We start from the raw sequence: 12,172 nt of genomic DNA on the forward strand, positions 1-12,172 counted from the left end.
TACTTTCTGTCCCCTGACTTACCGACAGATCAAGGAAGGAATCATGTCCACTGCACTGTTAATCATCGACGTCCAGCAGGCGCTCTGTGCTGGCGAGTACAAATGCTTCGAGATTGCGCGTGTCATCGACACCATCAACGGTCTCAGCACCCGCGCCCGACAGGCCGGGATTCCGGTGGTGCTGATCCAGCATGAGGAAGCGGGCAGCCCACTGGCGCATAACGCCAAAGGCTGGCAACTGGCCGAGGGGCTGGACGTCTCGCCCAAGGATTGGCGTGTACGCAAGACCACGCCGGATTCGTTCTACCAGACCAACCTGCAAAAATTGCTGCCGAGGGAGGATTTCGAACGTCTGATCATCTGCGGTTTGCAAACCGATTATTGCGTCAACGCCACCGTGCGTCAGGCGCTGAAACTGGGGTACGACGTGGTGCTGGCGGCTGACGCTCACTCCACGGTAGACAATGGAAACCTCGCCGCCGAAGACATCATCGCCGAGCACAACAAGGACCTGGCGCATTTGACCGGCTCGGTGACGCGGATCGACGCGACGCCCGCGGCGGCCATCACGTTCTAGCGCCAGTGCCAGAACCGTTTTTTCACAGGAACCTGGCTTGCCGGCGATGGCGCATCCAAGGGCACCATCGCCGGCAACTCACCCACTTGCAACCGCTGCACCAACGCCTGAAAGCGTTCCGATGCCACCCAGTCGGGATCGGCGTCATCCACGAGCAGCATGATCCCCAGGTAATGTTCCAGGTGCAGCGTGATGACCTGCCCCTCGGCCTCCAGATCCCAATAACGCTGGTCCAGCCCGCTGGCCTGTACAACCCACGTTCCGTCGAGTGCTTGCCTCAATTCATCGGCGATCCGATCGAACAGCGCCCGGTCAGATGTATCGGACAGGTAGATCGTTGGCGCGGGTTTGGTCATGTCGGACTCCGGAAAGTCCCCTGACTTTACGTCAGCCACACACCCTGTGGCGAGGGTGATGCTGTTCACTTAAGCGCGGGCCCGGATCTATGTGAACGGAATTATGCGGCGTGAAGCTTGCCCTTCACTCCAAAGGGACGTGCAGCGCCCGGAAACGGAACTACACTCAAGAACCGTTCTCGGTTACGGCGTGATTGGCAATGACCTTGCCTGGATGAAGGCGAGCCCGTCGTGGATGCTCTTGCCTAAACCCGAAGCCCTCCGGTTCGGCACTGGTGAACAGGATCACGACAGATACCTGACGGTTTACAGCGTCATCGTCACGCCGTTTATCGACATTGCCCGACACACCACTGTTGTCTCATGGAGACCTCTCCCATGGATGTCCAGGTTCATCGCGCCGACGCCACTCACCTCGACAACGTTGCCAGCCTGTTCGACGCCTATCGAGGTTTCTACGGCCAACCCTCAAACCTGACGCAATCGCGTGACTTCATCGCCGAGCGCATCGCCCGGGATGAGTCGGTGATCTTCTTCGCCCAGGACGCCACCGGCGAAGCACTGGGTTTCGTCCAGTTGTTCCCGACGTTTTCCTCCATCGACGCGCATCGCACCTGGCTGCTCGGCGACCTGTTCACCGCACCCGCCGCCCGAGGCCGCGGGGTCGGGACGCAACTGATGAACACCGCGCGGACCTTCGCGTTGCTCACCGGCGCGAAAGGCATGACGCTGGAAACGGCCACGGACAATCACGGCGCACAACGCTTGTATGAATCATTGGGCTACGTGCGCGAAACGGGTTACTACACCTATTGCCTCGATTTGAAGCAAGGCTGATGCCTCACCGTTCCGGGAGATTCCAGCGTTCACGCAAGTGTTCGTATTGCGCCTCGGGCATTTGCACCAGCAGGGGCGACTGGCGAGGATCGAGCCAGTCGAACAAACGGGAAATATCCGCCTGATCCATGGCCGTGCAGCCCGCCGTCGGTGAGGTCGGGCTGCGCCAGATGTGGAAGAAAATGCACGAGCCCGAGGCGGGGGACGCCGGTGTGTTGTGCTCGATGACAATGCCTTTGCGATAGCCTTCCTCGCTGCGCATGCGTTCGGCGCTGTTCCAGTCCTTTGCGATCTTCGAGCCGTCGACCAGTTCGTTGTAGCGTGCGGAGTGGCTGTCGTCGACGCATTCGATGGCCGGCGTCAAGGCGAGGTAAGGCAGTTTCGTTTCGGTCGTGTTGTCGTAGCCAAATGCCGTACCGAGCTTGAATACCCCGGCCGGCGCTTTGCCGTCACCTTCACGTTTGACCGGCCCGTCGCCTGGCTCATCGCTGCTCAAGCCCTTGCCCCAGGCCATGCCGTTTTTGCCGACCACGACCGCAAACGCATTACCCGATTTTCGAAAGGTTTTGCCGTCCCGTTCGTAGCGTTGGGCGGTGCCCTGGATGTCATCCCAGTTTTTGCTGGTGACCACAATCAGCTGATGGCTGGCGTCGAGCGCTTCGCTGGCGCTGAGCGGTGTAATCGGGAAATCCATGACCTCGTTCGGCGCTCCGGCGCCGGTGTAAGTGAAGTGCCACCACTCCTTCGAGTACCCGGAAAATCCTTCTTTTTCCATCGCACGGCTTAGCCGCTGACGATTGTCCTTCGCGGTTGCGTTGATGGTCGGGTTGGCGGTATGCGTCCGCTCATCGAAGCAGTCGAAGCCGGTGCCTATGTCGAGCGCGCCGTCGTGCCAGCGCTGGGCATAGGGCGCAGTGCAATCGACCTGCGTCGCCGAGGATGACCAGGTTGCGGCGGGCATCGCTGTCGGACCGGTGAGTGTCAGGTCGACGGTGGAGCCGCGGGAGTGGTTCGACACCCGTGCCACATACCCCAGGCGCCAGAAATCCTGCTTGTCCACGCGTGGGTAGAACTCGGCCTTGCGTGGGTCGCCAGGCATGGAAGCGAAGCGGCCCATATCGGCGACTGCACGACTGGGCCGATAACAGTCGAACACCTTCAAGCCATAGCCTTGCACCTGCAATGACGCCTGCACCCGTGCCAGCGCTTTAGCCGCATCCAGCGTCAACAGACACTCGGCGGCGGCGTACCCGTCGAGTGGATGACCGGTGAAGTTGTGGGCGCTGGCGTAGCGGATGTCCTGCTCGATGGTGGGGGCGATCGTGCGCAGATAGACCATGTGTTCGGGCCGTGGCTCGGCGCTGGTCATGGCGGGAATGACGATAGTCAGGAGCAGCAGAGATTGCAGCCAGGATCGTGCGGTTTTGTAAGAGGAACCCATGCAATTTCTCCTGGGTAGGGCTGCACACTGCCGACCGACATCAGGCCGGTTGCTGCGCCTGATCGCCAAATACGGGCCTGAAGAAACTGCGCTCATAACTGAGGATGCATTTTGTCTCTTCGGCGAACTTGAACGCCGCGATGCACTCGGGATCTTTCATCGAGTCCTGGCGATAACGCTCATACGCGGCAAGGCTTGGAAAGCTGAACATCGCCATGGCGATATTGTTCGCGCCTTCGGACGGCAGGAAATAGCCGTGATGCTGGCCGCCGAATTTTTCAACGAGGGGAATCCACAACTTTCCATAGTGTTCGAACGCTGCGATCTGGTAGGGATCGAGTACATATTTCAGATAACAAGTGATCATGTCTTTGCTCTCTTGGGCTGGAAGATCAAGCGATTTTAAAGTGCGTCGTCCGACGCGATTTGCTGCACGTGCGCCACCACCAGGGGAATCTCCTCACGGCTATCACGCTTGAGCCATTCGGCGGGGGGCGAGCCCACCACGTTCAGGAAGGTTCTGGAAAACGACGCTTGCGAACTGTACCCGACCGATGCAGCGATGACTTTGATTTGTACACCGTCGCGCAGCAAGTCCTGGGCGACTTTCATTCGCCACGCGGTGACGTAGCCCATCGGTGAGACCTCCATGATCCGGGTGAAGTACGCCGAGAATTTTGAGCGGGACATGTGAGCCAGCGCTGCCAGTTTTTCCACGGTCCAGGCGGCTTCGGGCTCTTGGTGAATGCGATTGAACACTGCGCCAAGGCGCCCGTCCTGCAAGGCATAGAGCAGGCCGCTGGAAATCTTTTGCTCGACGACGGAGCGTCGCACCAGCAGTACGAAGATGTATTGGAGCAACAGGTTGAGTGCCTTGGTTCTGCCGGGTGCCTGATCCTGGAATTCGCCGATCAGCGAGCCGATCACCGGAGCAATGTTTTCCAGGCCGCTGATGGGAAATACCAGCGTTTCCTTGAGGCCGAGGGGGAAGGGCTGGAGCGTGTTGCGTCCGAACTGGAAAGAGGCGCAGACCAGCTCGGCGCCCTGTGCTGAACTGGAACGCAACCGGTAACGGCAACTGCTCGGGCAAAACAGCACGCTGGGCTCGGCAATCGATATCTTCGGCAGGCCGGGCTGAATCATGTCGATACCGCCCTGGCTGATGACGTGGATGAACGCCATGCCCGGTGGTTTGTCGAGTACGAGCGTGCCGTCGACCCGGCCGGAGAAGAACAGCCGGCCCTGGAGATGGGTGCGCTCGAAGAACTCGGAGAGGATATCCATGATAGGGACGACCGGGTAAAGACTCTGCACGTCCTGGCAAAAGCGAAGCTGTGCGCGGCAATAGGATGAAGTTCTCGCCGATGGTAGACAACGGCCCTCCCGGGCGCCATGGCGATATCGTTATTTCTGATTGTCGACTGGAGTCTACTGCCATGAGCAACCCTTCACCTCACATCGCCTCCCCGTACGCAGACCCGCTGGAACCGGCCTTGCCGGATCCCGGCATGAAGCTGGACCTGAGCCGCGCCGCGCTGGTGGTGATCGATCCGCAAATCGACTTTCTCAGCCCCGAGGGGGTCAGCTGGTCCGTGTTTGGCAAAAGCATTGTCGAGCACGATACCGTCAAGCACATTGGCCAGCTGTTTGCTGCAGCAAAGAGTGCCGGCATCACGGTCGCGGTTTCCCCGCATTACTACTATCCGTGTGACCACGACTGGCATTTTGGCGGGCCGCTCGAGAAGGTCATGCACAGCATCTGCATGTTTGATCGCAAGGGGCCGTTGAGCCTCGACGGTTTCGAAAACTCCGGCGCCGACTTCATGCCCGAGTACAAACCCTACATTCTTGATGGCAAAACCCTTATCGCTTCACCGCACAAGGTGTACGGCCCGGAAACCAACGACCTGGCGCTGCAACTGCGCAAACATGGCGTTTCGCAGATCATTCTGGCCGGCATGGCGGCGAACCTCTGCGTCGAGTCGCACCTTCGTGAACTGCTGGAACTCGGTTTCGAAGTGGCGGTGGTTCGGGACGCGACGGCCGGCCCGACAACCCCTGAAGGCGATGGTTATCTGGCGGCGTTGATCAACTATCGCTACATCGCCAATGCCTTGTGGAGCACGGCGCAGACGCTTGAGTTTCTTGGTCGCGGGAACCCATGAGGGAGAGGTGCGATCGGGCATGAAATAACAGAGGCGGCTCATTCGAGCCGCCTCTGTTGCGTGACTACCCGCGTACGGGCAATTTCCAGCCTGGCCGGATGAAGTGACAGGTGTAGCCGTCGGGCAGGCGTTCGAGGTAGTCCTGGTGTTCCGGTTCGGCTTCCCAGAATGGTCCGGCCGGGGTGATTTCGGTGACCACTTTGCCAGGCCAGAGGCCAGACGCTTCGACGTCAGCCACGGTGTCTTCGGCAATCTCCCTCTGCTTGTCGCTGAGGTAGAAGAGGGCAGAGCGATAGCTGGCGCCGACATCGTTGCCTTGGCGATTCGGGGTCGTCGGGTCATGGATCTGGAAGAAAAACTCGAGGATCTGGCGGTAACTGATCTGCTGCGGGTCGAACACAATCTCGATCGCTTCCGCGTGGTTTCCGTGGTTGCGATAGGTCGCATTCGGCACATCGCCTCCTGAGTAACCCACTCGCGTGGACAGCACGCCGGGGTAGCGCCGCAGCAGATCCTGCATGCCCCAGAAGCAGCCGCCGGCCAGAATGGCGGTTTCGGTTTGCGTCGTCATAGACGGTCATTCCCCTCAAAGTGTTGACACGCTACTGATTGCCGATCGGGCTGTTGAACTGGCCGGAGTAGCTGCCGTCCATCAGCGAGGATGCCACCCGATCCGATCCTATACCACTGCGGGAGTATGCCAGACGAACAGCACCGACGTGATCAGCGCCATCCGACGCCAGGGCTCGTGTCGCTGCAGCCCAGGCACCGGGGGGCAGCACCCTTGTTGCAAGACCCATACAACCCCCGAAAAAGTTTTCATGACATTCTCCACAATCCCTCAGCCATGGAGCCATTGAACACGACCCGTCATCTGATGCTGGACGGCACAACGCCTGGGGTCTTGGCTGGTTACGTTTGCGATTGGCACGGGCGCGCTTTGGCGCGCACGGGTGTCGAGGGATTTCCTGACACAGAGAAGACGAACTGAAGAAGTATAAGGCTGTGGTGGCGATTGTTCAGAACCGGTGACCACCGGTGCGGATACCGCACTTGGCAGACCTTAAAACCGAGCGCAAACAGCGCAGGCGCAATGAAAATCCGCCTGACCCAATTTCAAAAACCACGACCCTCCATACCTCTACGCGACAACCCTTATCCCTCTACGAAAATTACTTTCGCCTCGTTTGAAAATCGCTCTTCGAAATGTTTTATGAGTTTCACAACCCATTCGACGTGACCCTTTCGAGGAGTACCGCATGACCCTGTCCTTCGGCTATTGGCTGCTGGTGTATGCCGCCATCGCCATCATTGCCCTGATCGTTCTGATCGCCCGTTACCGGCTTAATCCCTTCATCGTCATCACCCTGGTGTCCATCGGCCTCGCGCTGCTGGCCGGCATGCCGCCGTCCGGGGTGGTCGGTGCGTACGAGGCCGGCGTCGGCAAGACCCTGGGGCATATCGCGCTGGTGGTGGCGCTGGGCACGATGCTCGGCAAGATGATGGCCGAGTCCGGCGGTGCCGAGCAGGTGGCGCGGACCTTGATCGATCGTTTCGGCGAGAAGAACGCGCACTGGGCGATGGTCTGCATCGCGTTCCTGGTCGGGCTGCCGTTGTTCTTCGAGGTCGGTTTTGTGTTGCTGGTACCGATCGCCTTTACCGTGGCGCGTCGCGTTGGCGTATCGATCCTGATGGTCGGTTTGCCGATGGTGGCCGGGCTCTCGGTGGTGCATGCCCTGGTGCCGCCGCACCCGGCGGCGATGCTGGCGGTGCAGGTGTATGGGGCGTCGGTCGGGCAGACTTTGATGTACGCGATTCTGATCGGCATTCCGACCGCGATCATCGCCGGTCCGCTGTACGCCAGGTTCATCGTGCCGCGCATTCAATTGCCGGCGGAAAACCCGCTGGAGCGGCAGTTCCTCGAACGCGAACCACGCGACAGCCTGCCGGGTTTCGGCATCACCATGGCGACCATTCTGCTGCCGGTGGTGCTGATGCTGATCGGCGGCTGGGCCAACCTGATTTCCACGCCAGGCAGCGGCTTCAACCAGTTTCTGCTGTTCATCGGCAACTCGGTGATCGCCTTGTTGCTGGCAACCTTGCTGAGCTTCTGGACCCTCGGCATCGCCCAGGGCTTCAACCGCGAATCGATCCTCAAGTTCACCAACGAATGCCTGGCGCCGACCGCCAGCATCACCCTGCTGGTCGGTGCTGGCGGCGGGTTGAACCGGATTCTGGTGGACGCCGGGGTGACCGATCAGATCGTCAGTCTGGCCCATGAATTTCACCTGTCGCCGCTGCTGATGGGCTGGCTGTTCGCCGCGCTGATGCGCATTGCCACCGGTTCCGCCACCGTAGCCATGACCACCGCGTCGGGCATCGTCGCGCCGGTGGCCATTGGGCTGGGCTATCCGCATCCGGAGTTGCTGGTGCTGGCGACGGGCGCGGGGTCGGTGATCTTTTCCCACGTCAACGACGGCGGCTTCTGGTTGATCAAGGAATACTTCAACATGAGCGTCGCCCAGACCTTCAAGACCTGGACCGTGCTGGAGACCATCATTTCCGTGGTCGCCTTTGCGTTGACCGTAGGTCTTTCCTATCTGATCTAGCTCGAACCCTCCGATCGCTCTCCAGTTTCAATGCTCATGGTCACCCATTGGGCGCGTCATCGTGCGCGCCGGTGTTGGGTATCAGCGGCGGATTGCGCTCGGGCAAAACTCAAAAACCATAAAAAAATCACCCTGGAGCATCGTATGTTCAAGCGAGCAATCCCCACCGCACTCTTGTTGGCCACCGGTTCGATCTGCGCACAGGCAGCGGACTCTGGCACGCACGGTTTTCTGGAAGACAGCAAAGCCAGCCTCTCGATGCGCACGCTGTATTTCAACAGTGATAACCGCGATGGTGCGGCGGATCCCTCGAAAACCGAGGAGGCTGCGCAGGGTTTTGTGCTGCGCTACGAGTCCGGGTTTACCCAAGGCACGGTCGGTTTCGGGCTCGATGCTCAGGCGCTGCTGGGGGTGACATTGGACAGTGGTGCCGGGCGCCACGTCGGTAGCGGCATGATCCCGACGGAGGGCGACGGTGCAGCCGAAAGCTGGAGCAGCTTCGGTCCCGCGGCGAAGATGCGTATTGCGAAGACGGAGTTCCGCTACGGCACGTTGTTGCCGAAACTGCCGATCCTGCTGTCGAACGATGCCCGCGTCTTGCCGCAATCGTTCACCGGCGCCCAGATCACGTCGAATGATATCGATGGGCTGATGCTGACCAGTGGTGTGCTTGAACATGCGGTCGGTCGTGCTTCGACGGACCGGACCGGTTTGTCCGTACCGGGCGCCACACAGGACAGCAACAAGTTTTACTTCGCCGGGGGTGATTACTTCATCACCAAGGATCTGAAAGCACAGTATTACTTCGCGCAGATGGAAGACTTCTATAACCAGAATTTCTTCGGTCTGACCCATGTACTGCCGATCGACAGCAAGAGTTCGTTCACCACTGACCTGCGTTACTTTCGCACCACGTCGACCGGGGCCAACAGTTCCGCCGCTGGCCGCGCACAAGGCTACCGCGCTTCCGGTTACACCGAGGACAACAATGGTGAAATCGACAACAACACCTGGGTTGCGATGATCACTTATATGAACGGTGGGCACTCGGTGTCGCTGGGCCATCAGCAGGTGGGTGATGGCAGTAACTTCGTCCAGCCCAACCAGGGCAGCCTGGTTGATAAAGGGGCGGGTGGCGGCAGTGTTTATCTGCCGACGGACCGCATGATCCAGAGTTTTACCCGTGCGGGTGAGCAAACGAACTTTGGTCAGTACACCTATGACTTCGCGCCTTTGGGCGTGCCGGGCCTGAAAGCGTCGATCGTGTATTTGAAGGGGACTGATATCAAGGTTCGCAACGCCGGTGATCAGTCAGAGTGGGAACGCGATATGACCCTGGATTATGTGTTGCAGTCGGGGTCGCTCAAGGGGCTTGGGTTCAGTGTGCGCAATGGCAAGTCGAACACTGATGCGGGGCGTAATGTTGACCAGAATCGCTTTATCATCAACTACACCTTGTCGCTCTTGTAAGCGCCGGGCGAATAAGAAACTCCGTTTCTGCGGTAACGGCCGCCTTACAGCGAGTCATTTGGAAAAGCCCCACGTAATGGCCTCTCGAGGGGCCAGCACCTGGCTCTTCATGTGTGCGCATTCCCCCCTGTGGGAGCTAGCAGGCTAGCTTCCACAGGGGATTGATGTCCGGCATTGCATCGGGTTACGCCGCCGGTGATTCGGCCGGACCCAACCAGGTCGGCGCGGCTAATTGCCGTCGGCAACCTTGCGTTCTATCTCGTCGATTTTGCGCTGCAGTTGCTCGGCGTCCTGCTCTTTGGTTCGGGTGGAAGAGGGCGTGATGGCTTGATCGACACCTTCGGCTTCACCGTTTCTGTCCTGCACATCCCGCTCGACCACATTCACCGGTTTGCCCGACGAATCGATGGGCGGAGCGTTTGACGTCGTTTGCGATTCGAGTGCGTTATCACGGTCATCACTGTTCATGTCGCGTACCTCCGTTTGCCTACCCATTGGATGCGACGGTTACCCACGAGTTCGAGATTTTTCGCCCACGATAGTCGCCCCCTCACCTCTGGTCGGGCGTGATGAACCTGTGTCGCACCCGATCGCTCCATTCAGAAACGACCGTGGAAACCGCCGCCATGAATTCATTCAGAAACCTGCTGACGAGAACCCAGGAGCAAAAACTTCGGGCCCTGGATGCCTGGCACCGTACGCTCGAAAACTGCTCGCTGCGCATGGACTGCCCGGATGCCTACCATGAGGAACTGCTGCGGCAGGCGGATGAAATGGATCGCCAGGGCATCATCGATTGGGAGGAGTGGCGAGACTTGCGCACGAAGAGTGACGAGGCTTATCTGCGAGCGGTCGCGGGGGAGGATTACCACGGTCGTTGAAGCGTAGACTGGCTGAAAAAAAACGGGATTGGAGCGTGTGCCCCAATCCCGTTTCTTCCATTATTTACCGGTCGACAACGGTGGGGTTCGAGGCGGGATTTTGCGCTTCGATCCGGTCGATTCAAACGCCGAGGCAACACGCAGCAGCGCCGAATCGTCATAGGCACGACCGGCAAAGGTCAGCCCGACCGGCATGCCGATATCCGGCATGATGCCCATCGGCACAGTGACCGTTGGAACACCGAGGTGACGGATGGCGAGGTTGCCGTTGGCGACCCAGACACCATTGCTCCACGCGATGTCGGCGGAGGCCGGATCGACATCGGCATTCGCTGGCGCAACGTCAGCCACCGTCGGGAACAGCACCGCATCGAGGCCCAGCCGGTCCATCCAGTCTTCAAGGTCGATGCGACGGGTCTGTTCAAGTCCGCGCAGCCCATCGGGAACGGTAGTGATCTGGTCCCACGGTGTGATGCCGCGCTCGGCCATCCGCACGTACTCGTCCATGCCCGCGACGAGGTCGCCTTCGCGGTTGGGCAGGGTGCCCGGGTCGTGGGGGAAAATCAGCGGCCCGTCGACGTCGACCAGGCGGTTCAGTTTCGGATCGCCGTTGGCCTGCAGGAAATCATCGAACGCCCAGGCCGTCAGGTCCCACAACTCATGATGCAGGAACTCCTTCGACACCAGGCCCCGGGTGAACACTGTCGACGCGCCCGGACGATCACCCTCGCAATTGGAGACCAGCGGAAAATCGACTTCGATCACTTCGGCGCCCGCGGCTTCGAGTGCCTTGCGTGCCTCTTCCCAGAGAGCAATCACTGAAGGCCGGGTGTTGATGCGTTGCCCCGTCGGCCCACCGATCCCCGGCGCCTCGCTGGTGCCGGCGTCGGGATCGGCGTTGATGAACATGCGCGGAACACCCAGGCGCTTGCCGGCGAGGGCATCGGGCTTCGCCGCCAGTTCGGCATAGGAAGCAGGGCGCACCGAGGTGACACTCGGAATCGGCACCCAGGGCTGCATCCGCCACAGGTCGCCGCGGGTATCGGGGTCTTCCGCCACCACCACGTCGAGCACTTCGAGCAGGTCAGCCATGGTTCTGGCGAACGGCACGACCACGTCCATCGTCGGCGTCAGCGGCCAGTTGCCGCGCACCGAAATCACCCCGCGGGACGGCGTATAGGCGCACAGCCCATTGTTCGAGGCCGGGCCGCGACCGCTCGACCAGGTTTCTTCTGCCAGGCCGAATGCCGCGAAACTGGCGGCGGTGGCAGTGCCTGCGCCGTTGGACGAACCGGAGGCAAAAGGCGCGGTGAGGTAATCGGCGTTGTACGGACTTTCCGCACGGCCATAAACGCCGCGCTGCATGCCGCCGTTCGCCATCGGTGGCATGTTGGTCTTGCCCAGGCAGATCGCCCCGGCGGCGCGAAGCCGTTCGATGGTGAACGCATCGCGATAGGCAATCAGGTTGGCGAAGGCGGGACTGCCAGAGGCGGCGGTCAGCCCTTTGACCAGGTAACTGTCCTTGGCCGTATAGGGAATGCCATCGAGTGGCCCCAGCGTTTTGCCCTGCGCTCGCCGGCTATCGGAAGCCTGCGCTTCCTTGAGCGCCTCGGGATTGCGCACCACCACCGCGTTGAGGGCGGTGGGCGTGTCGGCGCTGTCGTAGGCGTCGATTCTGGCGAGATAGGCCTGGACCAGTTCCACTGCAGTGGTCTGGCCGGATTCGAGCGCCGCGCGCAGTTCGGCAATGGAAACCTCGGTGACCTCGATCATGCTGTTACCGCCGTTTTGATAGGGAAGAAGTGAATGCGCGGCATGGTATGTCCAATGAAGGGG

At 60.3% G+C, this 12,172-nt stretch carries 13 protein-coding genes and 1 pseudogene; 7 read left to right on the forward strand and 7 right to left on the reverse strand.

Going from position 1 to position 12,172, the window contains the following annotated elements; translation table 11 throughout:
* Nucleotides 1-43: 43 nt before the first annotated feature.
* A complete protein-coding gene (locus ACM6I5_RS17980) occupies nucleotides 44-577 on the forward strand; it encodes a cysteine hydrolase family protein (RefSeq protein ID WP_414884318.1) in 534 nt (177 codons plus the stop codon).
* On the opposite strand, the gene ACM6I5_RS17985 is transcribed toward ACM6I5_RS17980, so the two are convergent.
* Complete coding sequence (locus ACM6I5_RS17985; RefSeq protein ID WP_017339566.1) at nucleotides 574-933, reverse strand: DUF3630 family protein; 360 nt, start codon at nucleotides 931-933, stop codon at nucleotides 574-576. The two genes, ACM6I5_RS17980 and ACM6I5_RS17985, sit on opposite strands and share 4 nt — an antisense overlap.
* A gap of 247 nt (nucleotides 934-1,180) precedes the next feature.
* On the opposite strand from ACM6I5_RS17985, the pseudogene ACM6I5_RS17990 reads away from it, so the two are divergent.
* Both ACM6I5_RS17990 and ACM6I5_RS17995 read left to right on the forward strand, forming a co-directional pair.
* Nucleotides 1,181-1,411 (forward strand): annotated as a pseudogene (locus ACM6I5_RS17990) (hypothetical protein); the annotation flags it as partial.
* Complete coding sequence (locus ACM6I5_RS17995) at nucleotides 1,312-1,770, forward strand: GNAT family N-acetyltransferase (protein ID WP_414884319.1); 459 nt, start codon at nucleotides 1,312-1,314, stop codon at nucleotides 1,768-1,770. The pseudogene ACM6I5_RS17990 and the gene ACM6I5_RS17995, both read left to right, overlap by 100 nt.
* Nucleotides 1,771-1,774: 4 nt before the next feature.
* Here the strand turns inward: ACM6I5_RS17995 and ACM6I5_RS18000 are convergent, their stop codons facing one another.
* Genes ACM6I5_RS18000 through ACM6I5_RS18010 form a run of 3 tightly spaced genes read right to left on the reverse strand, consistent with a single transcriptional unit; the run spans nucleotide 1,775 to nucleotide 4,495 of the window.
* Nucleotides 1,775-3,211 (reverse strand): M15 family metallopeptidase, encoded by a 1,437-nt coding sequence (locus ACM6I5_RS18000; RefSeq protein WP_414884320.1) that lies wholly within the window; start codon nucleotides 3,209-3,211, stop codon nucleotides 1,775-1,777.
* A 40-nt stretch (nucleotides 3,212-3,251) separates the two neighbouring features.
* Complete coding sequence (locus ACM6I5_RS18005) at nucleotides 3,252-3,578, reverse strand: NIPSNAP family protein (protein ID WP_017339563.1); 327 nt, start codon at nucleotides 3,576-3,578, stop codon at nucleotides 3,252-3,254.
* Between the two features lie 35 nt (nucleotides 3,579-3,613).
* Entirely contained in the window at nucleotides 3,614-4,495 is an 882-nt protein-coding gene (locus ACM6I5_RS18010) for an AraC family transcriptional regulator (protein ID WP_414884321.1), read from the reverse strand.
* 152 nt (nucleotides 4,496-4,647) lie between these two features.
* On the opposite strand from ACM6I5_RS18010, the gene ACM6I5_RS18015 reads away from it, so the two are divergent.
* Nucleotides 4,648-5,376 carry a cysteine hydrolase gene (locus ACM6I5_RS18015; protein ID WP_017339561.1) on the forward strand — a complete coding sequence of 243 codons (729 nt, stop codon included), beginning with the start codon at nucleotides 4,648-4,650 and terminating at the stop codon, nucleotides 5,374-5,376.
* 64 nt (nucleotides 5,377-5,440) lie between these two features.
* Here ACM6I5_RS18015 and msrA read toward each other — a convergent pair whose 3' ends face one another.
* Nucleotides 5,441-5,947, reverse strand: coding sequence for a peptide-methionine (S)-S-oxide reductase MsrA (gene msrA / locus ACM6I5_RS18020; RefSeq protein ID WP_017339560.1), 507 nt, complete (start codon nucleotides 5,945-5,947; stop codon nucleotides 5,441-5,443).
* Nucleotides 5,948-6,635: 688 nt separating this feature from the next.
* Between msrA and ACM6I5_RS18025 the strand changes: the two genes are divergently transcribed.
* Entirely contained in the window at nucleotides 6,636-7,985 is a 1,350-nt protein-coding gene (locus ACM6I5_RS18025; RefSeq protein ID WP_052909684.1) for a gluconate:H+ symporter, read from the forward strand.
* Between the two features lie 144 nt (nucleotides 7,986-8,129).
* Nucleotides 8,130-9,455, forward strand: coding sequence for an OprD family porin (locus ACM6I5_RS18030; RefSeq protein ID WP_414884322.1), 1,326 nt, complete (start codon nucleotides 8,130-8,132; stop codon nucleotides 9,453-9,455).
* A 228-nt stretch (nucleotides 9,456-9,683) separates the two neighbouring features.
* On the opposite strand, the gene ACM6I5_RS18035 is transcribed toward ACM6I5_RS18030, so the two are convergent.
* Nucleotides 9,684-9,923, reverse strand: coding sequence for a hypothetical protein (locus tag ACM6I5_RS18035; protein ID WP_017339314.1), 240 nt, complete (start codon nucleotides 9,921-9,923; stop codon nucleotides 9,684-9,686).
* Between the two features lie 158 nt (nucleotides 9,924-10,081).
* Between ACM6I5_RS18035 and ACM6I5_RS18040 the strand changes: the two genes are divergently transcribed.
* Nucleotides 10,082-10,336, forward strand: a complete 255-nt coding sequence (locus ACM6I5_RS18040) for a hypothetical protein (protein WP_414884323.1) — start codon at nucleotides 10,082-10,084, stop codon at nucleotides 10,334-10,336.
* A gap of 60 nt (nucleotides 10,337-10,396) precedes the next feature.
* On the opposite strand, the gene ACM6I5_RS18045 is transcribed toward ACM6I5_RS18040, so the two are convergent.
* Nucleotides 10,397-12,109 carry an amidase gene (locus tag ACM6I5_RS18045; RefSeq protein WP_414884324.1) on the reverse strand — a complete coding sequence of 571 codons (1,713 nt, stop codon included), beginning with the start codon at nucleotides 12,107-12,109 and terminating at the stop codon, nucleotides 10,397-10,399.
* Between the last annotated feature and the right edge of the window lie 63 nt (nucleotides 12,110-12,172).

Source organism: Pseudomonas sp. IT-P171 (assembly GCF_949767765.1).
GTDB lineage: Bacteria > Pseudomonadota > Gammaproteobacteria > Pseudomonadales > Pseudomonadaceae > Aquipseudomonas > Aquipseudomonas fluorescens_B.

What these genes read in the sequence shown, in the direction of transcription:
- ACM6I5_RS17980 (WP_414884318.1), top strand. Translation starts at nt 44, where the DNA reads ATGTCCACTGCACTGTTAATCATCGACGTCCAGCAGGCGCTCTGTGCT.
- ACM6I5_RS17985 (WP_017339566.1), bottom strand. Translation starts at nt 933, where the DNA reads ATGACCAAACCCGCGCCAACGATCTACCTGTCCGATACATCTGACCGG.
- ACM6I5_RS17995 (WP_414884319.1), top strand. Translation starts at nt 1,312, where the DNA reads ATGGATGTCCAGGTTCATCGCGCCGACGCCACTCACCTCGACAACGTT.
- ACM6I5_RS18000 (WP_414884320.1), bottom strand. Translation starts at nt 3,211, where the DNA reads ATGGGTTCCTCTTACAAAACCGCACGATCCTGGCTGCAATCTCTGCTG.
- ACM6I5_RS18005 (WP_017339563.1), bottom strand. Translation starts at nt 3,578, where the DNA reads ATGATCACTTGTTATCTGAAATATGTACTCGATCCCTACCAGATCGCA.
- ACM6I5_RS18010 (WP_414884321.1), bottom strand. Translation starts at nt 4,495, where the DNA reads ATGGATATCCTCTCCGAGTTCTTCGAGCGCACCCATCTCCAGGGCCGG.
- ACM6I5_RS18015 (WP_017339561.1), top strand. Translation starts at nt 4,648, where the DNA reads ATGAGCAACCCTTCACCTCACATCGCCTCCCCGTACGCAGACCCGCTG.
- msrA (WP_017339560.1), bottom strand. Translation starts at nt 5,947, where the DNA reads ATGACGACGCAAACCGAAACCGCCATTCTGGCCGGCGGCTGCTTCTGG.
- ACM6I5_RS18025 (WP_052909684.1), top strand. Translation starts at nt 6,636, where the DNA reads ATGACCCTGTCCTTCGGCTATTGGCTGCTGGTGTATGCCGCCATCGCC.
- ACM6I5_RS18030 (WP_414884322.1), top strand. Translation starts at nt 8,130, where the DNA reads ATGTTCAAGCGAGCAATCCCCACCGCACTCTTGTTGGCCACCGGTTCG.
- ACM6I5_RS18035 (WP_017339314.1), bottom strand. Translation starts at nt 9,923, where the DNA reads ATGAACAGTGATGACCGTGATAACGCACTCGAATCGCAAACGACGTCA.
- ACM6I5_RS18040 (WP_414884323.1), top strand. Translation starts at nt 10,082, where the DNA reads ATGAATTCATTCAGAAACCTGCTGACGAGAACCCAGGAGCAAAAACTT.
- ACM6I5_RS18045 (WP_414884324.1), bottom strand. Translation starts at nt 12,109, where the DNA reads ATGATCGAGGTCACCGAGGTTTCCATTGCCGAACTGCGCGCGGCGCTC.